Raw genomic sequence first — 21,697 nt, 5'->3', positions numbered from 1 at the left:
GGGCGTGGGCGTGGGCGTGGGCGTGGGCGTGGGCGTGGAAGGGGGCGCTCGGAGCCCGGTGTGATCGAACTCTGGCTCAGCCTTGAGCCCGTGACGCGGGCCGGCTGCCTGCTCGCCCTCACCGTCGCGGCGGTGCTGGTCGTGTTCGCGGGTGAGGCGTCGGCGGGACGCGTCGGGGGATCGATCCTCTCACTTCTCGTCGGCGGGATGCTGATCTACGCCGCTCGCGCGAACTTCAAGTCGCAGCGTGCGCGGCAGTTGGCGCGAGAGCAGCGCCGCGCGCTGGAGGCCCGGCAGATCGAGACCTACCTGGCGATGAGTTCGCGCGAGTTCGAGCATGCTCTGGCGTACCTGTGCGTGCGGGACGGCTGTACAGACGTCGAGGTGGTCGGCCGCGCCGGCGACCTCGGCGCGGACGTGACGGCGCGCACACCGGTCGGCCAGAAGCTGGTCATCCAGGCGAAACGGTACGCGGCGACGAACACCGTCGGCTCCCCGGACCTGCAGCGGTTCGGCGGGACCTGCTTCACCATGCACGGCGCGGGTGTCGCCGCCGTGGTGACCACGTCGTCGTTCACGGCGCCGGCGCGGTCGTACGCGACGAGGATGGGCATCCGGCTCTTCGACCAAGCCGCCCTGGCCGCTTGGGCCGCGGGCACCGGTCCCAGCCCGTGGAGTTGACGCAGCCGCCTTCAGCCCAATGGGCGCTGGGACCTGCCGGGGCGAACGGTTCCGATCGCCACCGTGCACCGTCCCCGCGGCCGCCGCGGCGTAGGTCGGTACGGCGGCAGACCGTCAATCGGCCGGATCTGGAGTGGCGTATTTCGTATACGAGATCGTAGACGCGAGACGTATCGCAGAATGCGTAAAGCGTTTCGCCTCCCGCCGCTGAGCGGCGCAGAGGCAATGAGGCTCCTGATTCGTCGTGCGCGCGGTGCCGGCCGCGCGCCGTTCGCGCGGCTGAAAGTCACGCAGGCCGGGGCAGGCTCGTCAGGGCTTCGACGCGCCGTTCGGCTTCCGCCGTCCTGGCTTGCGCGTACCCGCGCGCGAGCAGCGCCTGCGCCGCGATGTACGTCGCCATCGTCAGCAGCGACCTGCCCGGGAAGTTCAGACCCGCCGTCGCGGCACCGATCAGTCCGTCGGAGACGACGAACAGTGTCCCGCCCAGCATCCCGAGCCGGCCCAGGCGGCGCGCCGTCGCGGCCATCGCCAGCAGCGCGGCGCTGTAGAGCGCGATCGCCGGGGCCAGGGCGCCGGTGCGCGTGAGCAGCAGAGCGTTCGCGACGAGCCACACGGCCGAGTACGCCGCGGCGACGCCGCGCCCCGCGCCGCCGGAGCCAGAGCGCAGAAAAGCCCTGATGTAGCACGCGTGCATGGCCAGGAACGCGGCCATCCCGGCGATGAACGCCGCGGTCCCCGGGATCATCAGCACACTGTCTCCGATCGCCGCGCACGCCAGCCCGGCGACCATGGACGAGCGGACCGGCGTGCCCGCGCGGACCAGCGCGAGCGCGAGCAGCGGCGCGAGCAGCGGCTTGGACACCCAGCCGAGCGCGGGCACCCGTGCGGCGATCGCGAGCAGATCCGCGGCGGCGACGCCCGCGTAGAGCAACGGCAACGCACGCCGGGCGGCCGGCAGGCGGTTCACCGCGAGCCGTCCGGGGACCATCCGGGCGGACCGAACACGTAACCGAGCCGGTCACGCAGACCGCAGGCCCGGCGCACATCCCGCCCGATGGCGGCGAACTCGTGGAAGGCCACGCGCAACGGGTTGTACGTGCCGATGTTCTTGGTCAGGCCGTAGGTCACCCGCTCGCCTTCGGGCTCGAAGGTGCGCAGGAGCCGGTCCCAGACGATGAGGATGCCGCCGTAGTTGCGGTCGAGGTAGGCCCGGTTCGAACCGTGGTGCACCCGGTGGTGCGAGGGCGTGTTCAGCACCCACTCGATCGGCCGCCACAACGTGTCCACGCGCTCGGTGTGCAGGAAGAACTGGTAGAGCAGGCTGACGGACTGCTGGAGCAGGATCATCCACACCGGTATGCCGACCAGCGCGAGCGGCAGCCAGAACGGCAGCGAGGCCATCGGGGTCCAGGACTGGCGCAGCGCGGTCGACAGGTTGTAGCGCAGGCTCGAATGATGGACCACGTGGCTGGCCCACAGCACCCTGATCCGGTGGTGGGCCCGGTGGAAGACGTAGTAGGCCAGGTCGTCGGCGAGGAACAGCAGCAGCCAGGTCCACCCGGAGGAGGCGGGCATCCGCAGCGGCGTGACCGTATAAGCCGCCGCATACACCACGACCGTGACGGCTTTCCAGGGCAGGCCCACCACCTGGCTGCCGGCGCCCATCGACAGGCTGGTGGCGGTGTCGCGGGCCTCGAAGCCGCGCTCCTCGTCGTCGGGCAGGAAGCGATAGGAGAGCGCCTCCAGGGCGACCAGCAGGAGGAAGAGCGGAATCGCCAGCACGATGACCGGTATCACCGCCGCGCCCTCCGCTCGTCGGCGGCGGTCGCCTCGTCGTCGGCCGTGCCCGGCAGGGCCGGGATGCTCCGGGAGAGCAGTTCCCGGGCCAGGAGCTCGGCGCCGCGGGTGTCGCGTTCGGCGATCAGCCTGGCCAGGCGGATGCGTCCCGGCACGTCGAGCAGTTCCCCGGTGCGCTGCTGCCTCGGCGTGTCGCCGAAGGCCAGCGCCCCGCCGACGAGACTGTTGAAGGCCAGCAGGTAGGCGAGGTTGCCGCAGCCCTCGATGACCAGCCGCCACCAGGCGATGTCGGCGGCGTCCAGTTCGTCGAGATCCGGCCCGTGTGCGGCGTAGTTCTCCGCCGCCGCGACGACGGCCTCAAGGACCTGGGGAGCCGCGCGCAGCGCGCAAAGCCGCGCCGCGTCCGCGCCGATGCAGGCGCGCATCTCCAGCATGTCGCGTTGCGCCCCTTCCAAGGCCAGGACTTGTCCCGCGCCCGGAAGGCTCACCACGAGGTCCAGTCCCGCCGTGCGCCGCCAGTCGAGCGCCGTGGTGCGGCCGCCGTGCGCGGTCTCGATCAGCCGGGCCTGGTCCAGCCGTTTGAGCGCCTCGCGGATCGCGTGCCGGTTGACGCCGAACTGCGCCGCGAGGTCCCGCTCGCCGGGAAGCTGCGTTCCCGGGGCGATCTGGCCGCTCAGCAGCCGGTCGCGCAGGCGGGCGAACACCTGGTCGGAAAGCGACTCGCGGCGGATCGGCGCCTCGGCCGGCGGCTCGGCCGGCGGCCTGCCGACCGCGGAGGGCTTCGTCATGGCGCAGAGCATGCCGCGCAACGGTCGGCTGGTCAACTGGTTGGACCAGAAGCGCCGGCGTGGTATGCGGACGGCCGGTGACGCCGCACGCGTCACCGGCCGCCGCGGCGTGCCGTCGAGGTCCTGTCAGACGCCTGACTTGTCGATCGCGCTCTGCAGCGACTGCGCGTAGCCGTCGCTCGTGTACGTCGCTCCGGAGACCACGTCGATGTTCGCGCTCTGCGCCGACATGGCCTCCTGGTTGAGCAGCGGCAGCGCGTAGCTGTTGATCTGCTGGTCCCGGTAGCTCTCGGTGGGGTACTGCAGCACTCTGATGCTGGTGATCTTCTTGCCCGAGAACGTCACCTGGAGCTGCACCGGTCCGTACCGGGTGTCGGCCGCGACACCGGTGATCACCTTCGTGCCCGAGCTCGCCGGCGCCTTGGGCGCGGCCGAGGGCGATGCGGCGCCCGCGGACGGTTGCCCGCCCGCCGTGGCGGGGGCCGACGAGGCCGCGGCGGGCGCGGAGGAGGCCGGGGCGGATGCCGAGCCGATGCTGAACTGCGCCGCCCCTTGAGCGGCGACCGTGCCGCTGTGCGGCTTGAGACCCAGCAGCAGCACGACGCCCGAGACCGTGGCGGTGCCGGCGACGATGGCGCGACGCATATCGGTCAGACTCCTTATTCAGACTCAGAAGACGAACGACTCGTGGTGGATGCGCGAGCGCTTGACGCCGCACTTGCGAAGCGCCGCAACCGCGGCGGCGGCCATCGGTTCGGGCCCGCAGATGAACACGTCGTGCCGATTCAGGTGGGGCACCAGCCGGGCCAGGGTGCGCGCGGTGAGCGGGTCGCCGACCTCGGCGCGCGGTCCGACCAGGAAACGTAGGCGCGCGCCGCGAGCCGACGCGATGGCCTCGAGTTCCTGGCGGAAGATCACGTCCTCGGGCCAGCTGGCACGGTAGAGCAGCGTCAGGTCGCCGCGCCTGGCGGGCAGCGTCTCGAACAGCGCGCGGATCGGCGTGATGCCCACGCCGCCGGCCAGCAGCAGCACCTTGCGGCCGCGCACCCGCTTGGCGGTGAACGCGCCGTACGGGCCCTCTGCGCGGACCTTGGTTCCCGGCTGGAGCCGCGCCACGGCGGCGCTGTGCTGCCCGAGGTCCTTGACCGTGAAACGCAGGAAGTTCGGGTGCGCAGCGGCCGACAGCGAGTACGGGTTGGCCGCCCACCGCAGCCCCTTGGTCTGGAACTGGAGCCGGAAGAACTGCCCCGCCTCGGCCCGCAGGTCGTCGAGGTGTTCTCCGGTCAGCACGACCGAGACGACCCCGGGCGCCTCGGCCCGGACCTCGGCCACCCGCAACCGGTGCCGCTTGTCGTTGCGCCAGGGCACGATGATCCGGTACCAGCCGAGGACCGCGAACGCGCCGACGTAGTAGGCGCTCCACAGCAGCCGTGCCCCGCCGACATTGAGGTCCGCGCCGTTGACGATCTGGTGACTGAATCCGAGCGCGACGGCGAGGTACGTCGCGAGATGGAGGTAGTACCAGGTCTCGTAGCTGAGCCGGCGGCGCGCCGCACGCGCGGAAACGAACGCGGTGCCGAACATCAGCAGCGCGGCCGCAGTGCCCTTCAGCATCTCCGGGTAATCGAAGACGACGTATACAGTCTCGCCGGCGAACGACTTGCGCGCGGTGTACGCGTAGCCCCAGATGATCGTGAGTATGTGCGCGGCGACGAGGCTGACCATGTACCGGCCGGTGATGGCGTGCCAGCGGGCCAGCCGGTCGGAGCCGACGCGTTGTTCGAGCACTGGGACGCGGGCCATCAGCAGCAGCAGGAGCGGGGTGAGGTACCCGGCGAGCAGCCCTGTGATGCGGCCGGCGCCGGTCAGCCAGCCCGCCGCGCCGATGACGTCGAAGGTGTCTTTCCACCACAGTGCGACGACGGCGAGCCCGCCCAGCACGATCAGCGTGAGTGCGGCGTGCGCCACCGCGTCCGCCGGCAGCTGCCGGCTTCGCGGGCCGGCGGTGCGGCCTCGGCCGGCGGCACGGTGCGGGGCCCGGGCGCGATCGGCGACGGCGGGCATGGGGGATCCTTCCTTGTCTGCGACGGCGGCGGGGCCGCGGCGCCGTCCGTCTCTCGTCCGGCTCGGCGCCCGCCCCGCAGCCATCGTCACACCGCCACTTCTCAGTTCCCTCTGAACCGGCGCCGCCGCGGCGCCGCCCTACCGGACGAACCCGCAGGCCAGCGGGAGGGAAAAGGCCGACATGCCGGGTGCGCCGGCGCGCGCGGTTTTCAGCGTATTCTCACGTTCGAGCCGGACAATGGGCTTGTGACAAGCGCTGACGTCCCTGGTGCCGCCGCCGGCGATGTATGGCGCATCCTCGTCGTGGACGACGAACCGGACCTGGTCGAGGTGCTCTGCGGCGCGGTCCTGTACGAGGGGTGGCAGGCCCGGGGCGCGCAGAGCGGGCTCGATGCCGTGCGGATCGCGGAGAGCTGGCGGCCGCACGCGGTCGTGCTCGACATGATGCTGCCCGACCTCGACGGAGCGCAGGTGCTGCGGCGCATCCACCGGGATCGGCCGGAGACCCGGGTGCTGTTCCTGACGGCGCGCGACGCGGTCGAGGACAGGATCGCCGGCATCGCGGCCGGCGCGGACGACTACGTGACCAAGCCGTTCAGTCTGGACGAGGTCGTGGTGCGGCTGCGCGGCATGCTGCGCCGCGCCGAACCGCAGTCGCCGTCGGCGCCGCCGCGGCCGGACTGCCTGGTCGTGGGCGATCTGGTGATGGACGAGCGGGCGATGGAGGTGACGCGCGGCGGGTGCCCGGTGGAGCTGAGCCCGACCGAGTTCGCGCTGCTGCGCTACCTGATGCGCCATCCCCGGCAGGTGCTGAGCAAGGCCCAGATCCTGGAGGAGGTCTGGCACTACGACTACGGCGGCCAGGCGCACGTCGTCGAGCTCTACATCAGCTATCTGCGCAAGAAGCTCGACGCGGGCCGCGCGCCGATGATCCACACGGTGCGCGGCGCCGGTTACGTGCTGAAAGCGGCGGCGTGAGCGGGCCCGGTCGGTTCGCCCGCCGGTTCGCCCGCCGGTTCGCCCGCCGGTTCGCCCGCGGGTTGGCCCGCGCGGTCCCGCGGACGCTGCGAAGCCGGCTGACCCTGGGCTTGGTCGCCATCCTTGCGGTTCTGTGCGCCGCGATCGGTTTCACCACGACGACCGTGCTGAGGCACTACCTCATGGACCGCCTCGACCAACAGCTCGTCGAGGCCGGGGGGCGCTACGCGGCCAGTCTTGAGCACCCTTCCGGCGGCGGTGACGCGAATCGCGGTGACACCCGGGCGCAGGCCCCCGGTACCTTGGGCGTGCGGCTGGTCGCCGGCGCGGTGACCGAGGCCGCGCTCGTGGACGGCGACGCCGACGACGGCACCGGAAGCGTCGATGACAAGGTGACGCTGGCCGCGGCGGAGCAGAAGGCGCTGGCGGCGCTGCCGCTCAACGGCTCGGCCCGCAGCCTGCAACTGTCCGGGTTGGGCGGTTACCGGGTCCGGGCGCAGGCCGGTCGGGACGGCGACGTGCTGGTCACCGGGCTGCCGGTGGCCCGTGTCGAGCAGACCGTGCGGGATCTGGCCGGGGCGGAGATGGCGATGTTCGCCGCCGCGCTCGCGCTGGCCGCGCTCGCCGCCGCGGTGGGGGTGCGTCTCGCGCTGCGGCCGCTGGACCGGGTCGCGCGCACCGCCGAGCGGGTCAGTCGCCTCTCGCTGGAGAGCGGCGACGCGGCGTTCTCGGTGCGGGTTCCGCACGACGATCCGGCGACCGAGGTCGGGCGGGTGGGAGCGTCGCTGAACCGGATGCTGGGCCATGTGGAGGACGCGCTGGCGAAGCGGCACGCGGTCGAGGGCAGGCTGCGCGAGTTCGCCGCCGACGCCAGCCACGAACTGCGCACGCCCGTGGCGGCGATCCGCGGTCACGCCGAGCTCGCGCAGCGGCACCCGGACGCGGTGCCCGAAGGGGTGCGCCGGTCGCTCGCGCGGATAGAGGCCGAGGCGCTGCGGATGGGTGTGCTGGTCGAGGACCTGCTGTTGCTCGCCCGTCTCGACGCGGGGCGGCCGCTGGCCCGGCAGGAGGTGGATCTGACGCGCCTCGCGCTGGACGCCGTCGACGACGCGCGCGCCGCGGCGCCCGGCCATCGCTGGCGCCTTGATCTGCCCGCCGAGCCGACGCTGGTGGCCGGCGACCGCGACCGTCTGGCGCAGGCGGTCGCGAACCTGATCGCGAACGCGCGCACGCACACGCCGGAGGGGACCGAGGTGACGCTGCGGCTCGACGCGGGGGAGAGTAAGGGGACTCATTTGTGGCGGCAGGAGGGCGGGATCGCAGCGCGCGGCGCGGTGGCGCAGGACGCACGGCGCGCCGGCGCCCCGGGCGGGCCCGGTGTGGTGCGTATAAGCGTCACCGACAACGGACCCGGTCTCGATCCGGACCTTGCCGCGCGCGTCTTCGAGCGGTTCGTGCGCGGCGACCGCACGCGCTCTCGAACCTCCGGCAGCACCGGACTGGGCCTGGCGATCACCCGCGCGATCGCCGAGGCGCACGGCGGCCGGGTCGAGTTGGAAAGTCGGCCCGGCCGCACCGTCTTCACCCTCGTGCTGCCCGCCGCCTGACTCTCGGTTGCCGCCTGACTCGGCTGCGGTCTCGCGAGTGCCCGGCGTGCGGTAGGAGCCAACTGATGCATATAGATGGTTTTGGCATGTTTACATCGCGATTGCGGGCCTTCTGCTGGGCTGGTTGGGCTGGTTTTCAGGGTCGTTGGTCGGTTTGTGCTTCGGGGGTCTTGTGCGGTCGTTGATGGTGAGTGAGTCTGAAGGGAATGGGTCTGCGGTGACGGCGCGAGGTGGCGAACGCGATGACACGTGATGAAGGGCAGCACGAACTCGACGCGATACACGCGGTGGCGGCCCGGGTCGCAGACGCGTTCGGTTCGCGCGTATCCCTTGAGCGGGTGAGGACGGCCGTCGATGCGCACTACCGGCGTTTCGAGGGCAGTCGGGTGCGCACCTACATTCCGTTGCTGGTGGAGCATGAGGTCCGTGACGAGGTGCGGTCGTGGGTCGACGCATCGGAAGCGAGTGTGGCGCAGTAGGGCAGCAGTAGGGCAGGGGCGGCAGTGCATTAGGGCGCATCAGGGCGGGGCAGTGCGTCGCAACGGCCCGGTGGAGGCGGCAGGGGGGGGCGCCGAACGAAGCAGTGTTCTACGATCGAGGGATGAACCTGGTCGGAGGGCTGACGGGTCGCGGCCCGAGTTGGCGGGCGACCGTGGACATGCCGAGGGCGCTCGTCGTCGCGCTTCATCTGCGCGACGCGGCCGGCCTCCAGGTCCGTACCGAGCACGCGCCACCGCCGCTTGAACCATCGGTCGACCTCGACGGCGCGCTCGTGCAGCGCGCGACGCAGGCCGCCGCCGAGGCGTGGGTGCCGTGGTGGCACGGGCTGCTTGCGCGCAATCCGGAGTTCAGCGGTGTGCCGCCGCTGGTCCCGGACCCGTTCCCGGAACTGCCCGTGGATCTTCGAGCGCTGATCGGGACCGGACTGCCCGCCGCCGACGCCTGGTTCAACGCACGCAAGCGCGAGGATCTTCAGGCGCTGCGCCAGGGTGTGCGCCCCGCGGCGACTCCGCGGGTCGGGCTGATCGTCAACGAGGTCGAGCAGGAACTGGGCCGCGCGGCCGCGCCCTTCGACCTGCTGATCAGCATCCTGCCGGTCACGGGCCTCTGGGGGCGGCGGGCGCGGCGCGATCACGTGCTGATCAGCAGGTCGCTGGCCGCATACGAGGACGGTGTCGCGGCGCTGCTGGAACCGGTCGTGCGCGATCTGGCCGGTTAGGAGGCGGGCGCAAGGAGTCCTCGAAGGGCCGCCGATGGACAAAAGGCGTTCCGCACGCGGTGGTCACGCCTGAGCGCCCCGGTTTCGGGAATACCCGAGTGCACTACATTGCTACCCAGGTCGTTGAAGCTTCAATAAGTGGAGGCTGGGTGCGATGGGCTCGATGCAGTTCGGGATCTTCACCGTCGGGGATGTGACCACCGACCCGACCACCGGCCGCACTCCGAGCGAGGCCGAGCGGATCAGGTCGATGACCGCGATCGCGCTGAAGGCCGAGGAGGTCGGACTGGACGTGTTCGCGACCGGCGAGCACCACAATCCGCCGTTCGTGCCCTCGTCCCCGACGACGATGCTCGGCTGGATCGCGGCGCGCACCGAGCGGCTGATCCTGTCCACCTCGACCACGCTGATCACCACGAACGACCCGGTCAAGATCGCCGAGGATTTCGCCATGCTCCAGCATCTGGCCGACGGCCGGGTCGACCTGATGCTCGGACGCGGCAACACCGGCCCGGTCTACCCGTGGTTCGGCCAGGACATCCGCCAGGGCATCCCGCTGGCCGTGGAGAACTACGCGCTGCTGCACAAGCTGTGGCGTGAGGACGCGGTCGACTGGGCCGGCCGCTTCCGCACCCCGCTGGAGGGCTTCACCTCGACTCCGCGCCCGCTCGACGGCGTGCCGCCGTTCGTCTGGCACGGCTCGATCCGCAGCCCGGAGATCGCCGAGCAGGCGGCCTACTACGGCGACGGCTTCTTCGCCAACAACATCTTCTGGCCCAAGGAGCACTTCCGGAAGCTGATCGACCTTTACCGGCGGCGTTACGCCCACTACGGCCACGGCGCGCCCGAGCAGGCGATCGTCGGCCTCGGCGGACAGGTGTTCATACGCCGCAACTCGCAGGACGCGGTGCGCGAATTCCGCCCGTACTTCGACAACGCCCCGGTCTACGGGCACGGTCCGTCGCTGGAGGACTTCACGGCGCAGACCCCGCTGACCGTGGGCAGCCCGCAGCAGGTGATCGAGAAGACGCTCGGCTTCCGCGAGGTCTTCGGCGATTACCAGCGCCAGCTGTTCCTGGTCGACCACGCCGGGCTGCCGCTCAAGACCGTGCTCGAACAGCTCGACCTGCTCGGCGAGGTCGTGCGCGAGTTGCGTGCGGAGTTCGACAAGGGCCGTCCGGCGAACGTGCCCGACGCACCCACCCACGCGGCGCTGCTCGCGCGCACCGCGCGGACCGACACGCGAGAGGAACCGGTGAAGTGACGATGGCTACCGCGCCGGAGGATTCCCGTCCGCTGCGGCTGACCGTCGTGACGGCCGGTCTGACCGTACCCTCCTCCTCCAGGCTGCTGGCCGACCGCCTCGCCGAGGCGGTGCGCCGCGACCTGGCGGAGGGCGGGCGCGAGGTGCGGGTGGGTGTCGTCGAACTGCGTGACTTGGCCGTCGAGGTCGCCAACAACCTGGTGACCGGCTTCCCGTCGCCGCGCCTGGCCGCGGCGGTGCGGGAGGTGACCGCGGCGGACGGCCTGATCGCCGTCACGCCGGTGTTCTCGGCCTCGTACAGCGGCCTGTTCAAGTCCTTCTTCGACGTCATCGAGCCCGAAGCGCTCGCGGGCCTGCCCGTGCTGGTCGCCGCGACGGGCGGAACCGCGCGGCATTCGCTGGTTCTGGAACACGCGCTGCGGCCGCTGTTCGCGTACCTGCACGCGATCGCCGTGCCCACCGCCGTCTACGCGGCGTCCGAGGACTGGGGTGGCGGGGCCGACCCGTTCGCCCGTTCCCTGCACGACCGGATCGCGCGCGCCGCGGGTGAACTGGCGGAGCTGATGGGCGTGCGCCCGGCGCGGCAGGGGGCTTCGGGGACGACTCTGGGCTCGGATTCGGATTCGAGTTCGGATTCGAGTTCGGCTTCGGAGCCGGGCTCGCGCTCGGATTCGGGCGAGCCGGCCTTCGTCCCCTTCGAGCAACAGCTGGCCGCCCTCAAGATGGACTGACCATCGCATATCTGAGTCTTGCAATATCCCGAGGAAGGTGTCGCCATGACCGACCGGTTCAACAGTGTTCTCCCCGACGGCGAGCCCACCGCGGACCGGTGGGCCGGATCCCTGCACCTCTTCGACACATCAGGCCCCGCATCGGGTGAGGAAGGGCCGGTCGAGCGGTGGGAGCGCGCGGGATTGATGTTCGCCGAGAAGCGGTACTCCGACGCGGCGGCCGAACTGGACACGCTCGTGCGCGAATTCCCGGATCACACCGGCGCCCGGCTGCTGCTGGCCCGTGCCTGCTACCACTCCGCCCAGCTGCGTCGGGCTGAGGAGCACCTGCGCGCCGTCATCGAGCGCGACCCGGTCGAGCCCTACGCTCACCTGATGCTCGGACGCACCCTCGAACGCCAGGGCCGCGGCGCCGACGCGGCCCCGTGGCTGCGCATGGCCGGTGCGCTCGCCGGCGAGGCCGAGTGAGCAGGGACGTGCGCTGAGCCAGCCGCAGGCGGATACGTCAGGGGGCTGCGTCACCGGGTCCGGCCGTGGCGCGCTGGCAGGCGTCCCAGAACGCCGCGCGATCTTCCGCGGTTTCGCGGGTGCTGGGGAGGTAGTACTGCGGCCGCGCGGCGCGGTCGTGCCAGAATCCGCCGCCGGCGGGCGCCGGTGTGCTGGCGGCCAGCCAGACGATGGTGTCCGCGCCCTGCTCCGGGGTGCGCAGCACGGGTCTGGCCAGGGCCCTGAAACGAGGCAGGGAAGCGGCCACGCCCGGGGTGTCCGACCAGCCGGGATGCATGCTGTACACGGCGATTGAGGTCTCGTGCAGCCGCTGTGCCCACAGCCCGGCGAGAACGACCTGCATGCGTTTGGTGCGCGCGTATCCGGTGGCGGGCTGGTAGGCGCTGTCGCGGTACTGCGGGTCGTCGACGCGCAGACGCTGGCCGTACATGCCGCCGGAGCTGACCCAGATCACCCGTGAGGGCGCGGCGGCGGCGAGTCGGGGTTCGAGCAGCGCGGTCATGAGGTGGGGGCCCAGGACGTGGGTGGCCAGCATCAGTTCATTGCCTTCGGCCGTCTCGCGTCGCTCGGGCGGCATGACTCCGGCGTTGTGGACCAGGACGTGGATCGGCTCGTCGATCCCGGTGGCGTACCGCCGCACGTCGGACAGCAGGCTGACATCGCACTCGTCGACCACGATCTGCGCCCCGGCGACGGCGCGTGCGATCTCGTCCGCCGCGGTGCGGCCGCCGGCCGCGTCCCTGACCACGATGCGCACGCGGGCGCCGAGCCGGGCCAGACCCAGCGCCGCGGCCTTGCCGAGGCCGCCCTTGGCGCCGGTGACGATCGCGGTCTTCCCGGTCAGCGCGCCGGGTGGCGGGTCGGGCGGCCAGAAGCCGCGGCGCGCCGCGTAGCCGAGGGAGCTGTAGCCGAGCAGTGTTCGATCCATGATCGTGTCGGCGAGCCGGGTCGGGGAGGGAAGATGCACGAAAGGACTCCGCGGAACGGGGCGCGGGAAAGCGGCGCCGGGATTGGTCGCGCTGTTGGCTGGACTCCAGGCTAGACAAGCCCTGTGTACCCGGCGGCGGGCGAGCGCCGCCGACGGGGCGAAGACTTCACCCGTTCGGCTCACAATGCGGTCCGCGGCAACGAGCCCGTGCGCACGCCGTGGCGCGTCATCCCGCGGCATGGCGGAAATCCGGCCCACCGGCGCCGGCTCGCGTTCAGAGACGTCGCTTGACCGCGGGCACGACGGGCGTGGTCCACACCCACGACGGGCACGGCTCAAGGTACTCGTGGTTGTCGGAGTGGTAGACGAGGCAGCCGACGAACCACACCCCGCCGCCGACCGCGCCCCGGGTCGGTTCGGCTCGGGCGCCGGGGGAGACGATGACGGATACGAGGGCGTAGTCCCGCTCGTTGCCCGGACGCCCGGGGGCGGGTGTCAGGAAGTCCTTGTAGGCGCGCATCGCGGTGTCGCCGGCCGCTGGGCCGGTCTGGCGATGGAAGAAGCCGTTGACGTCCCGGGGGTGCGGATTCGCGGCCAGCCAGGCCGCGGTCGGCTGGAAGCTGTAGATGGCGCGGGCATGCGACAGCATCCACTGCACGACCGTGCCGACCGCAGCGGTGGTCGCGGCCCCGCTCAGGCCCTCGCCCGCGTGGTCGCCGTCGCCCGCGAAGCCGCGGCACAGTGGTTGCACACCGTCGTAAGCGGTTTGATACGTGGCGACGACCGTGTCGTGCGCGCAGACCACGCCGCCTGCGCCTGTATTCGTATGCGAATACGTACTTTCTGTATTCGTGCTCGCATTCGTGCTCGCGCCCCCGGCCGCCGATGCGGCCGGCTGCGCGGCGGGCCCGGACGACGATGCGCATCCGGAGGCCAGCAGCGTCAACGCGCAGGCGGCCGCGACGAGGGACGGCGCGGCCGATCGGCGCGCGGATCGAGCGAAGGCGGGGGTCGAGGGCGTAGGTGCCATGTCCCTCACACGTCCGGACCGCTGCCGCCGTTCAATCGTGCCGCCGTTCATTCGTGCCACTGTCCAAGCGTGCCACTGTCCAAGCGTGCCACTGTCCAAGCGTGCCACTGTCCAAGCGTGCCACTGTCCAAGCGTGCCACTGTCCAAGCGTGCCACCGTTCGATCTCGCCGCGGTTCGATCGCTTGATCGCGTGGTGATCGCGGTGCTCAGCCGCCACCGACCAGAACGATCCAGGTGCGGCCGGGCCGCAGCGGCATCGGCGCGCCGTTCACCGTGTAGTCGGTGGGGGCGGTGTCGCCCGCCTTGGACCAGTGCCCGTGCCAGACCTCGCCGTCGCGGTAGAACTCGGCCGGTCCCTCACCCGTGGTCTGCGAGAAGACCTCGTTGTCGGGATGCCCGGCGTTGAAATCCGTGTACTTGCCCGGCACCACGCGCACGTGCTGGACGATCACGTTGTCGGTGCTGGTGCGGCCCTGATCCGTGGTCGTCGCGGAGTGGCCGTCGACCGACACCAGCCACCGGGTTGCGGCGGCGGTGAAGGTGAAGGAGGCGCTGGGCATCGACGCGGTCACGGACGCGGCCGCCTGCCCGCCGGCAGGCGTGGCGCCGAAGCGCAAGCCGACGTCTTTGGCCTCGGCCAGATTCGGGTAGGCGGCGAAGACCTGCGCGGGGCTTATGTACGTCGGGGAGCTTCCCCCGTTGCTGAACAGTCTCGCCGCGTTGCCGGGGGTGATGTTCTGCAGGTCGGCCGAGGCCAGGTCCGGCAGCAGCCCCGAGATGGCCCCGGTATATGCCAGCCCGACACGGCCGAAGGCGGCCAGCAGCGGGATGTCGCTCTGCCGGGCGCTGCGGACCGGTCCGACCCGGGCCGGAGCGTGCGCGCTGTCGTACACGACGAGATATCGGCTCAGCCCTCCTTCGACCTCGATGACGTAGACCAGATCGGCGCCGTTCAGGCCGGTTTGCTGCCGCTGTGCCACACCGACGTTGTCGATCTTCACCGCCAGCACGCGACCGGCCGTGCCGGCACCGGTCAGCGGGCTGGGCCCGGCGGCCGTGGCAGACGTCGTCGGCGGCGGCGTCGCGGTGGGTGCCGCGGTGCCGCCCGAACAACGCGAAACGCCGACGTACACGCCGCCGCCGATCAGCGCGAGAACTGCGAGCGCCGCGACGCCGCGTGACGCAGTGCGACGCGGCGTCACGCCGGGAGCGCGGCCGCCACCGCGGGGGTCGGGATACGCGTTGTTCGCCTGGTTGGGCATGGCTACTCACCGCCGATAGCACTGTCTCAGGGATCGTGCGATTCGACGAGATGTCAGCGGCCCATGGGTGTGACCCCTTCCGGCCCTTTACCGCAGGGCTGGAAGGGGTCACACGCACAAGCACACGCACACGCACACGCGCTGGAGCCGGCCGATCACGGTCTGGCGCTCAGTCTGCTCGGCGAGGATGCTTCCGGGTCTACGCTGCCAAGCCGTTAAGGCTAGGGCTGGCCGACGAAGTCGACGGTGAGGGTCGCGTTCCGCGCGCCGACACCGCTCGGTGTGGGTGCGAAGACCGCCTCGGCGCTGCCGTAGCAGGGCAGCGTCAGGGTCGTCGGGATGGGCACCTTGGTGCCGTAGTCGGCCACGGTTCCCAGCGGTATCACCCGCACGATGGTGCCGTTCGTGACGATCAGCGAGATCGAGACCGCGCTCGCGGTGGACCCGGTGTAGCCCACGTCCGCCTTCGTCGTCGCGGCGGGCAGCGGGACCACCTCGGCGTACTGGCCGGCCAGCGGATGGCCGCTCTCGCCGGGCGTCACCGGGCCGAAGCAGCCCATCCCGATCGGCGCCGGGCTCGAGGCGTGGCCGTTGACGTCGCCCGCGAAGTACTGATTCGGGCCGATGCTGCCGGCCGCCGCGGGGGACGCGGCGGCAAGCACCGCGGCGAACGCTGCGGCCAGCCCCAGGGAAGCGGTGTTGCGGACACGGATCATGAAACGATCACCTCAGCCGGGAAGAGTTCTGCGCTGTATCCATATCCACGTGCACTTTGTTCTCGTGCCGGTCTGGAGTATCAGTGTTCTTCCGGCGCAGCGCAAGCCCCGGCCCGGGATCCGCCGTGTCGTTTCGCCGTTCGCGCTGGCCTGGGCCGGGCCTAGGCGTGCTGCCCGTGGTGCGCCGCCGCGGCCGGGGTGAGACTTGCGTCCGCGTGGAACTCGCGCACGGCGGCGTAGGCGCGCGGGCCGTAGACCGTGCCGGGCCCTCCGTTCATCAGGATCGCGACGCCGATGGCCTCGGCCGCTTCCGCCGGAGTGACGCCGTGCCGGACGGCGGCGTGGGCGTGCGCCGCGATACACCCGTCGCATTCCCGCGTGATCGCGATGGCCAGGGCGATCAGTTCCTTGCTCTTGACGTCCAGGGCGCCGTCGGCCAGCGCGGCGTCGTGCAGTTGCTTGTACCCCTCGTACACGGTGGGGATGGCGCGGCGCAGTTCGCGTGTGGGGTCGCGAAGCTCTTCGCGCACCGAAGATCCGTAAGTCATGTCGGTTACCTCCGTTGTCAGATCGCGGCCCGAAGCCGCCGATTCGAGTCTGCCCCGGTTCCTCGCCGGTGACCTGGGGCTTTGGACCTGTTCAGGACGGACCGCCGCTGACGACCTCGACATGGACCAGGACCGCGCGGCAGGCCGGGTTGCGCTGGATTTCGCGGCGCAGCAACGCCCGCAGCGCGTTGCGGCGCTCCGCGGACAGGCTCGGCGGCGTCGTGACGGTGACGATCAGCGCCGCGCGCCCGGCCGGTTCGTCGGCGGCCGCGTGCCGTGCCTCCACGCGAAGTTCGTCGCGGCGGGTTTCGTGCCGGGCGAGAAAGCGTTCGGCGCGCCGGGTCAGGTCCACTGCCAGCGCGGCGGCCTGCGCGTGCGTCTCGCCCTCGGCCGCGGCGGCGTGAGCGAGCAACCGGTCGGCCAGCCTGCGCGCCTCATCCGCGGTGAAACTCGCCCAGAACACCTCGCGGTCCTCGGGGCGCAGCCGCGTGCTGAGGAAGACGCGTCCGGCCGGATGCGAGAGGCGGTCCAAACGCAGCGTGCCGATGGTGAACTCCCGGCCGCAGGTGGTCCGTAAAGCATCGCGGCGTGAAACCGCTTCCGGCTCACGTGACGGCGTATCGGGCAACCGGCTGTTGAGACCTTGCGGCGTCACGGCTTGCCTCCTCGCTGACCGAATACCCCGTGGGGTATTAGTGCGAACAGGTGGGTGCGGCGCCGTATTCCCGCCGCCTGTGCCCGGTCGTCCGGGCCCGAGTCGTCCGGTGCCCGGTCACCCTGCGCTCGGCCGGTCGGCGTCCAGCAGTCCTGCGCGTGGCCAACGTGGAGGGCGGCGTCCTGGACCGGTTCACGGGCCCACCGGCGGCCCGTCATCGTCGGTGCTCCGCTTGCGGTACTTCGCCGGCGTCAGACCGAACGCCTGCCGGAACGCCTGGATGAACGCGCTCGCGCTGCCGTAGCCGCACGCCGTCGCCGTCGCGGTGACGGACGCGCCAGAGGCCAGCAACCGGAGGGAGTGATGCAACCGGGTCTGCGCCCGCCACTGCGCGAAGGACATGCCCGCCTGAGCGCGAAACAGCCTACTGAGAGTGCGCGGCGAGGCGCCGACCACCGTGCCCAACTCGGCGAGGCTGCGCGGATCCGCCGGGTCGTCCGCGAGCAGGGCGCTGATCGCGCGCAGCCGGTCGTCGGCCAACGCCGGCACGCTCAGCGCGAGCGCCTCGACCTGCCGCAGCTGATCCACGGCGACGCGCTCCAGGTTGCGCCGCGGCCCGGCGGCGCGAGCGACCTGCCCGGTCAGGGCGATGATCACCTCGCGCAGCAGCGGGCTGACGGCCAGCACGGTCGGCCGGTCGGACGGAAGCGGATCGAGCTCGCCCGCGGCGTCGAAGGCCAGCGTGAGCATCTCGGTCGGGCCGTGCGCTCGGTGCGCGTGCGCGACCGTGGCCGGGATCCACACGGCCCGATGCGGCGGAACCACCCAGGCGCCCATCGCCGTGGACACCTGCAGCACGCCGCGGCTCGGATAGATCAGTTGGTGACGGGCGTGGTCGTGCCAGTCGATCTGCTCGCGGTGGACGAGCGCGCCACGGGTCGGCCCGTCCAGGGGGTGGCGGGTGATCGACACAAGTTGGCAGAATACAGATAGCGCGCCGTGATCCGCGGCCGCGAGGCTGATCCCGTGTCCCGAACCGGAGAAACCACGCGGCCGTCAGCTGCCGCGACCAGTGCGGCCCAGGCCGCGCCGCCGTGGCGGCGGATGTGGCTGTGGGCCACCGCGCACGCCGTGGACGACCTGTATCAGGGTCTTGTACCGGCTGCCGTGCCCTACTTCGTGCTGGACCGGCACTACGACTACGTGGCCGCGTCCGGCCTCACCCTCGCCGCGACCCTGGGCAGCTCGCTGCCGCAGCCCCTGCTCGGCGTCGCGGTGGACCGGCTGCGGATCGGATGGCTGCCGGCGCTCGGCGTCGCCGTCGCGGGAATCGCGATCGGCCTTTCCGGGCTCGCGCACGCCTACCCGCTGGTATGGACCCTGATTCTCCTGTCCGGCCTCGGTGTCGCCGCGTTCCATCCGGCGGCCGGGCGGGCCGCGCGCGAGTCGGCCGGGGACAGCGCGGCGGCGATGAGCATCTTCGCGGCCGGCGGCAGCGTCGGATTCTTCCTCGCCCCCGTCCTGGCGACACCGGCCCTGATCGCGATGGGGGTCGCGGCGACCGTCCTGTTCATCCCGCCCGCGATCCTCATCGCGTTCGTCCTGCTGCGCGGCCACCGTCGCCGGAAGGCGCGGCCCGCGGCCGTCGCGCACCGGGCCGGCGCCGACCGCTGGCGGCCCTTCCTGGTGCTCACCGGTATCGAAGTGCTGCGCTCGACCGTGTTCTTCGGTATCAATACATTCATTGAACTCTACTGGATCAGGCAGCTGAAGGCGCCGCGCGGGCTGGCCGGCGTCGCGCTGGCCTGCTTCCTGGTCGGCGGCGTCGCGGGAACGCTGCTGGGAGGCCGGATCGCGGACCGGTTCGGCCTGGTGCGCACCGTGCAACTCGGTGGTGCGCTGGCGATCCCGACGCTCGCGGCGCTGCGTTTCACCCCCGGAACGCTCACGCCGCTGGTCTTCGCCGCGCTGGCCGGGGCCGCGCTGAACCTGCCGTTCTCGGTGCTGGTCAAGCTGGGCCAGGACTATCTGCCGACCCGGCCCGGAACCGCGGCCGGGGTCACCCTCGGCCTCGCGGTCAGCGTCGGCGGCCTGCTCGCCCCGCTGCTCGGGCTCGTCGCCCAGGCGCACGGCCCGCAGGGCGTGCTGGCCGTCCTGTGCCTGATTCCGATTCCCGCGCTCGCCCTGGGAACGCTGCTGCCGGAGCCGCCCAAGCCGTTGTGACGGGGCCCGGGGCCGCGCCCTGTCAGCGGGCGCCCGTCGGCTCGGTGGGCGCGACCAGGTTCCACGCGGGATGCTTGGCCGCGCGCTCGTCTCCCGAGGAGCGGCCGCGCAGCCGGCGGTGGATCCAGGGCAGGACGTGTTCGCGGTAGTAGCGGGCATCGGCACCTAGGCCGCCGCCGGGGCCGAGGTCGCCCGGCGGGTCCGTCGCGGGCGCCTGCGCGAAGCCGAGGGAGTGCAGGACCAGCCCGGCGACGCGCTCGTGCCCGCGGCTGTTGAGATGCAGCCGGTCTGCCGCCCAGTACCCCCGGGCGCGCAGTTCCCGGTCACCGAACACGTTCACCAGGGTGACCGCGTGCCGGGTGCTCAGGTCGGTCAGCCCGGCGGTCAGGTACGTCGCGCGCCGCTGCACCAGCCCGCCGAGCGGCAGGTGCGCGGTCGGGTCCGCGCCGCTGAGCAGCACCAGGCGCACGCCGGATTCGGCGCACCGGTGGATCGCGTGCTCAGTCAGCCGCAGCAGCCGGTCGAGCCGGACGCCGGGCCGCAGCATGTCGTTGCCGCCGCCGTTGAGTGTGAGCAGGTCCGGCGCCGGGTCCAGCGCCAGCGCGGCCTCAAGCTGATCGGTGACGATCGGATGCAGCAGCCGTCCGCGAACGGCCAGATTGGCGTACTGGAGCGGCTCGCCGCGCTCGGCGAGCCGCGCGCTGAGCCCGGCCGCGAGCCGGTCCGCCCAGCCGCGCACGCCGCCGTCCGGCAGCGCGTCGCCGACTCCCTCGGTGAAACTGTCGCCGATCGCGACGTATCGCACGCGCCAGCCCCCTCTCTCGTCCGGCTGAAGCTATCACCGGCGCGCAGGTCTTCTCTGGCGCGGCTGCGCGATAGGGCAGCAACTGTGCGAATCCGGTGCGCCGAGCGGCGCGGTGCGCTAGTTTCCATGACCGATGGCAGTCGGCCCGCGGCAGCCCGGTTGATCTGGGCCCTGTCACTCAAAGCCGTTACATTCCGGTCCGCATTCCGGTTCATGAACCAGGGGGAGCACGCTCATGCCCACGCTGCGCAACGTCATTTCCACGCTCGACCAGAACGGCCGCGAGGCGATGGGCCCCGGCGTGCTGCTCTTTCACTATCCGGACCCGAACATCCTCAACGGCTCGCTGATCACCGTCGAGTCGAACCACTACTGCGTCCTCAAGTCGCGCGGCGCGATCCTGAACGTGTACGGCACCGGACAGCACCAGCTGGAGACCCCGGACAAGCCGATCTTCGGCTCGATCCAGAAGGCCTTCTACGGCGGGCAGTCCCCGTGGCAGTACGAGGCCATCTACGTCAACCGGGCCAAGAGCGTGGTGCGCGCCCGCGGCACGGCCCTCTCGCGCGAGATGGCCGAGCTCAACTACGAGGTCGACTACTACGTCCACGTGGAGACCGAGCAGGACGCGGTCAAGCTCGTGCAGCACATGCCGCACGACGGCCACGTGCTGACCTCGGACGCGGTCAACGCCTACGCCGCGCCGGTGGTCGAGCAGGCGGTCAACCAGATCGTCCAGCTCACCCCGCTGGAGCAGGTCAACGAGAAGATCATCGACATCGGCGAGCTGGTGCGCGCGCACCTGCAGGAGTTCCTCGCGGTCTACGGCATCACCCTCAATGACGTCAAGGTCCTGATCTCACCGCGGGACGAGCGGATGCGGGAACTGCTGGCGCTGCGCGCGTTCGGCATGACCGAGCAGGAGGCGCTGCGCGCGTACCTGGCGCTCAAGCTGGCCGACCGCGGCCTGCCCACCGCCGTCAACGCCCTGGTCGGCCAGCCGTTGCAGATCGCGCTGCTGCCCGCCGGGGTGCTCGGCGACCTGTCCCAGGTCGGATTCGGCAACGGCGCGGTCGCGCAGCGGTAGACGCCGCGGCAGGGGCGGGACGGGACGGACCGAGACCGGGAGGGACAGCGACGATGACGCACGGGGCGTTCGAACCCTTGGTCGGGGTCGACCATTACACCGAGGCCGGACGGCTGCGCGCGGACGACCTCGCGGTGCGTTCGCGCGCGGCCGAGCTGCTCGCCCGCGCCGCGCAGTCCCTTTCCACGGCCGCGGCCGAATACCGGCGCACGCAGGTGCCGCCGCCGACCCGGGAGCAGCCGTTCCCAGCGCCGGAACTGCTCGAGCCGGCGGCGGCCGCGCGGCGCCTCGCCGAGCGGTACGCCGCGGCCGCGGACCGGGTGCGCAACGCCCCGTTCCCGCCCGACCCGAAGAAGACCTGGAAGAAGCTGCGCACGCTCGGCGCGGCCCGGCTGCTCGAACTGGACCGCAGCCTGGTCGGTCAGGCGCAGTACGCGGCGGCCGTGGTCGGCGACGCGGCGCCGGAACGGCTCGGCGAACTGCCGGCCGGAGAAATCCTCGACGCGCTCGCCGCGCTCACCGCGACCCTGGAGGAGCGCATTACTTATATCAGTGGATTGTGATAGTGTGCCGGCCGCGACCGGGCCGCCGGTCCGGGCGGGGCGCGGCGTCACGGCGGGTCCGGTTGATGAAGCGGTGGTGAACGTCGGGCGCATCGCGTGAACATCGGTCGAAGAGTTCCGCGCCGGGGCTGCAAACGGTTCCGGGAGGCGACTCCAAGCACGATGATGTTCTATCGTGACCGAATCAGGGTTCCGTGTCGCCAGGCCGAAGCCTGCGCAGCGGGCCGAGCACGACGCCGCGCC

Annotated in this window: 24 protein-coding genes; 11 read left to right on the top strand and 13 right to left on the bottom strand. The window is 71.7% G+C overall.

The genetic code is table 11. From position 1 onward, the window contains the following. Nucleotides 1-60: 60 nt before the first annotated feature. Nucleotides 61-681 (top strand): restriction endonuclease, encoded by a 621-nt coding sequence (locus KGA66_RS31810; RefSeq protein WP_211470125.1) that lies wholly within the window; start codon nucleotides 61-63, stop codon nucleotides 679-681. A 286-nt stretch (nucleotides 682-967) separates the two neighbouring features. Here the strand turns inward: KGA66_RS31810 and KGA66_RS22030 are convergent, their stop codons facing one another. The 5 genes from KGA66_RS22030 to KGA66_RS22010 form a co-directional block, all read right to left on the bottom strand. Further along, complete coding sequence (locus KGA66_RS22030) at nucleotides 968-1,648, bottom strand: lysoplasmalogenase family protein (RefSeq protein WP_211470123.1); 681 nt, start codon at nucleotides 1,646-1,648, stop codon at nucleotides 968-970. Continuing rightward, entirely contained in the window at nucleotides 1,645-2,478 is an 834-nt protein-coding gene (locus KGA66_RS22025; protein ID WP_211470121.1) for a sterol desaturase family protein, read from the bottom strand. The genes KGA66_RS22030 and KGA66_RS22025 overlap by 4 nt, the downstream gene beginning before the upstream one ends. Further along, on the bottom strand, nucleotides 2,475-3,266 hold the full coding sequence (locus KGA66_RS22020) for a FadR/GntR family transcriptional regulator (RefSeq protein WP_211470119.1): 792 nt from the start codon (nucleotides 3,264-3,266) through the stop codon (nucleotides 2,475-2,477). The genes KGA66_RS22025 and KGA66_RS22020 overlap by 4 nt, the downstream gene beginning before the upstream one ends. A 126-nt stretch (nucleotides 3,267-3,392) precedes the next feature. Beyond that, the gene (locus KGA66_RS22015; RefSeq protein ID WP_211470117.1) at nucleotides 3,393-3,911 is read right to left on the bottom strand and encodes an FMN-binding protein; all 519 of its coding nucleotides are present in this window, start codon (nucleotides 3,909-3,911) and stop codon (nucleotides 3,393-3,395) included. 24 nt (nucleotides 3,912-3,935) lie between these two features. Beyond that, complete coding sequence (locus KGA66_RS22010; protein WP_211470115.1) at nucleotides 3,936-5,330, bottom strand: ferredoxin reductase family protein; 1,395 nt, start codon at nucleotides 5,328-5,330, stop codon at nucleotides 3,936-3,938. Nucleotides 5,331-5,576: 246 nt separating this feature from the next. On the opposite strand from KGA66_RS22010, the gene KGA66_RS31165 reads away from it, so the two are divergent. The 7 genes from KGA66_RS31165 to KGA66_RS21975 all read left to right on the top strand — a co-directional run bounded on the left by KGA66_RS31165 (nucleotide 5,577) and on the right by KGA66_RS21975 (nucleotide 11,597). Beyond that, entirely contained in the window at nucleotides 5,577-6,308 is a 732-nt protein-coding gene (locus tag KGA66_RS31165) for a response regulator transcription factor (RefSeq protein ID WP_312887030.1), read from the top strand. Further along, entirely contained in the window at nucleotides 6,305-7,915 is a 1,611-nt protein-coding gene (locus tag KGA66_RS22000) for a sensor histidine kinase (RefSeq protein WP_312887029.1), read from the top strand. The genes KGA66_RS31165 and KGA66_RS22000 overlap by 4 nt, the downstream gene beginning before the upstream one ends. A gap of 242 nt (nucleotides 7,916-8,157) precedes the next feature. Continuing rightward, a complete protein-coding gene (locus KGA66_RS21995; protein ID WP_211470113.1) occupies nucleotides 8,158-8,394 on the top strand; it encodes a three-helix bundle dimerization domain-containing protein in 237 nt (78 codons plus the stop codon). Between the two features lie 122 nt (nucleotides 8,395-8,516). Next, complete coding sequence (locus KGA66_RS21990; protein WP_211470111.1) at nucleotides 8,517-9,134, top strand: hypothetical protein; 618 nt, start codon at nucleotides 8,517-8,519, stop codon at nucleotides 9,132-9,134. A gap of 163 nt (nucleotides 9,135-9,297) precedes the next feature. After that, the gene (locus tag KGA66_RS21985) at nucleotides 9,298-10,398 is read left to right on the top strand and encodes an LLM class flavin-dependent oxidoreductase (protein ID WP_369015935.1); all 1,101 of its coding nucleotides are present in this window, start codon (nucleotides 9,298-9,300) and stop codon (nucleotides 10,396-10,398) included. A 2-nt stretch (nucleotides 10,399-10,400) separates the two neighbouring features. After that, nucleotides 10,401-11,129: an FMN reductase gene (locus KGA66_RS21980; protein WP_211470107.1), complete on the top strand. Its 729-nt coding sequence runs from the start codon at nucleotides 10,401-10,403 to the stop codon at nucleotides 11,127-11,129. A 45-nt stretch (nucleotides 11,130-11,174) separates the two neighbouring features. After that, nucleotides 11,175-11,597 (top strand): tetratricopeptide repeat protein, encoded by a 423-nt coding sequence (locus KGA66_RS21975; protein WP_211470105.1) that lies wholly within the window; start codon nucleotides 11,175-11,177, stop codon nucleotides 11,595-11,597. A gap of 37 nt (nucleotides 11,598-11,634) precedes the next feature. Here the strand turns inward: KGA66_RS21975 and KGA66_RS21970 are convergent, their stop codons facing one another. The 7 genes from KGA66_RS21970 to KGA66_RS31160 all read right to left on the bottom strand — a co-directional run bounded on the left by KGA66_RS21970 (nucleotide 11,635) and on the right by KGA66_RS31160 (nucleotide 17,748). Further along, nucleotides 11,635-12,564, bottom strand: coding sequence for an SDR family NAD(P)-dependent oxidoreductase (locus tag KGA66_RS21970; RefSeq protein WP_246508264.1), 930 nt, complete (start codon nucleotides 12,562-12,564; stop codon nucleotides 11,635-11,637). Between the two features lie 274 nt (nucleotides 12,565-12,838). Further along, nucleotides 12,839-13,369, bottom strand: coding sequence for a hypothetical protein (locus KGA66_RS21965; RefSeq protein ID WP_211470101.1), 531 nt, complete (start codon nucleotides 13,367-13,369; stop codon nucleotides 12,839-12,841). A 432-nt stretch (nucleotides 13,370-13,801) separates the two neighbouring features. Continuing rightward, on the bottom strand, nucleotides 13,802-14,857 hold the full coding sequence (locus KGA66_RS21960; RefSeq protein WP_211470099.1) for a DUF3048 domain-containing protein: 1,056 nt from the start codon (nucleotides 14,855-14,857) through the stop codon (nucleotides 13,802-13,804). A 221-nt stretch (nucleotides 14,858-15,078) separates the two neighbouring features. Beyond that, nucleotides 15,079-15,573 carry a hypothetical protein gene (locus tag KGA66_RS21955; RefSeq protein ID WP_211470097.1) on the bottom strand — a complete coding sequence of 165 codons (495 nt, stop codon included), beginning with the start codon at nucleotides 15,571-15,573 and terminating at the stop codon, nucleotides 15,079-15,081. 161 nt (nucleotides 15,574-15,734) lie between these two features. Next, entirely contained in the window at nucleotides 15,735-16,121 is a 387-nt protein-coding gene (locus KGA66_RS21950) for a carboxymuconolactone decarboxylase family protein (RefSeq protein WP_211470095.1), read from the bottom strand. Between the two features lie 91 nt (nucleotides 16,122-16,212). Continuing rightward, nucleotides 16,213-16,776 carry a hypothetical protein gene (locus tag KGA66_RS21945; RefSeq protein ID WP_211470093.1) on the bottom strand — a complete coding sequence of 188 codons (564 nt, stop codon included), beginning with the start codon at nucleotides 16,774-16,776 and terminating at the stop codon, nucleotides 16,213-16,215. A 192-nt stretch (nucleotides 16,777-16,968) separates the two neighbouring features. Further along, nucleotides 16,969-17,748: an AraC family transcriptional regulator gene (locus tag KGA66_RS31160; protein WP_211470091.1), complete on the bottom strand. Its 780-nt coding sequence runs from the start codon at nucleotides 17,746-17,748 to the stop codon at nucleotides 16,969-16,971. A gap of 132 nt (nucleotides 17,749-17,880) precedes the next feature. Here KGA66_RS31160 and KGA66_RS21935 point away from each other — a divergent pair, with 132 nt between their 5' ends. Further along, on the top strand, nucleotides 17,881-18,999 hold the full coding sequence (locus KGA66_RS21935; protein ID WP_211470127.1) for an MFS transporter: 1,119 nt from the start codon (nucleotides 17,881-17,883) through the stop codon (nucleotides 18,997-18,999). Nucleotides 19,000-19,021: 22 nt separating this feature from the next. Here KGA66_RS21935 and KGA66_RS21930 read toward each other — a convergent pair whose 3' ends face one another. Beyond that, complete coding sequence (locus KGA66_RS21930) at nucleotides 19,022-19,804, bottom strand: SGNH/GDSL hydrolase family protein (protein ID WP_211470089.1); 783 nt, start codon at nucleotides 19,802-19,804, stop codon at nucleotides 19,022-19,024. A gap of 235 nt (nucleotides 19,805-20,039) precedes the next feature. Here KGA66_RS21930 and KGA66_RS21925 point away from each other — a divergent pair, with 235 nt between their 5' ends. Next, nucleotides 20,040-20,891, top strand: coding sequence for an SPFH domain-containing protein (locus tag KGA66_RS21925; RefSeq protein WP_211470087.1), 852 nt, complete (start codon nucleotides 20,040-20,042; stop codon nucleotides 20,889-20,891). A 53-nt stretch (nucleotides 20,892-20,944) separates the two neighbouring features. Next, nucleotides 20,945-21,454, top strand: a complete 510-nt coding sequence (locus KGA66_RS21920) for a hypothetical protein (RefSeq protein WP_211470085.1) — start codon at nucleotides 20,945-20,947, stop codon at nucleotides 21,452-21,454. The last annotated feature ends 243 nt before the right edge of the window (nucleotides 21,455-21,697 follow it).

The organism is Actinocrinis puniceicyclus (assembly GCF_018283645.1).
Taxonomy (GTDB): Bacteria; Actinomycetota; Actinomycetes; order Streptomycetales; family Catenulisporaceae; genus Actinocrinis; species Actinocrinis puniceicyclus.
Note: the sequence above shows the minus strand (reverse complement) of the source record. Positions and strands in the feature narration are given on the sequence as shown.

Coding starts and splice junctions, on each gene's coding strand:
- KGA66_RS22020 (WP_211470119.1), bottom strand. CDS start 3,266: ATGACGAAGCCCTCCGCGGTCGGCAGGCCGCCGGCCGAGCCGCCGGCC.
- KGA66_RS22015 (WP_211470117.1), bottom strand. CDS start 3,911: ATGCGTCGCGCCATCGTCGCCGGCACCGCCACGGTCTCGGGCGTCGTG.
- KGA66_RS22010 (WP_211470115.1), bottom strand. CDS start 5,330: ATGCCCGCCGTCGCCGATCGCGCCCGGGCCCCGCACCGTGCCGCCGGC.
- KGA66_RS21995 (WP_211470113.1), top strand. CDS start 8,158: ATGACACGTGATGAAGGGCAGCACGAACTCGACGCGATACACGCGGTG.
- KGA66_RS21990 (WP_211470111.1), top strand. CDS start 8,517: ATGAACCTGGTCGGAGGGCTGACGGGTCGCGGCCCGAGTTGGCGGGCG.
- KGA66_RS21985 (WP_369015935.1), top strand. CDS start 9,298: ATGCAGTTCGGGATCTTCACCGTCGGGGATGTGACCACCGACCCGACC.
- KGA66_RS21980 (WP_211470107.1), top strand. CDS start 10,401: ATGGCTACCGCGCCGGAGGATTCCCGTCCGCTGCGGCTGACCGTCGTG.
- KGA66_RS21975 (WP_211470105.1), top strand. CDS start 11,175: ATGACCGACCGGTTCAACAGTGTTCTCCCCGACGGCGAGCCCACCGCG.
- KGA66_RS21970 (WP_246508264.1), bottom strand. CDS start 12,564: ATGGATCGAACACTGCTCGGCTACAGCTCCCTCGGCTACGCGGCGCGC.
- KGA66_RS21960 (WP_211470099.1), bottom strand. CDS start 14,857: ATGCCCAACCAGGCGAACAACGCGTATCCCGACCCCCGCGGTGGCGGC.
- KGA66_RS21955 (WP_211470097.1), bottom strand. CDS start 15,573: ATGATCCGTGTCCGCAACACCGCTTCCCTGGGGCTGGCCGCAGCGTTC.
- KGA66_RS21950 (WP_211470095.1), bottom strand. CDS start 16,121: ATGACTTACGGATCTTCGGTGCGCGAAGAGCTTCGCGACCCCACACGC.
- KGA66_RS21935 (WP_211470127.1), top strand. CDS start 17,881: ATGTGGCTGTGGGCCACCGCGCACGCCGTGGACGACCTGTATCAGGGT.
- KGA66_RS21925 (WP_211470087.1), top strand. CDS start 20,040: ATGCCCACGCTGCGCAACGTCATTTCCACGCTCGACCAGAACGGCCGC.
- KGA66_RS21920 (WP_211470085.1), top strand. CDS start 20,945: ATGACGCACGGGGCGTTCGAACCCTTGGTCGGGGTCGACCATTACACC.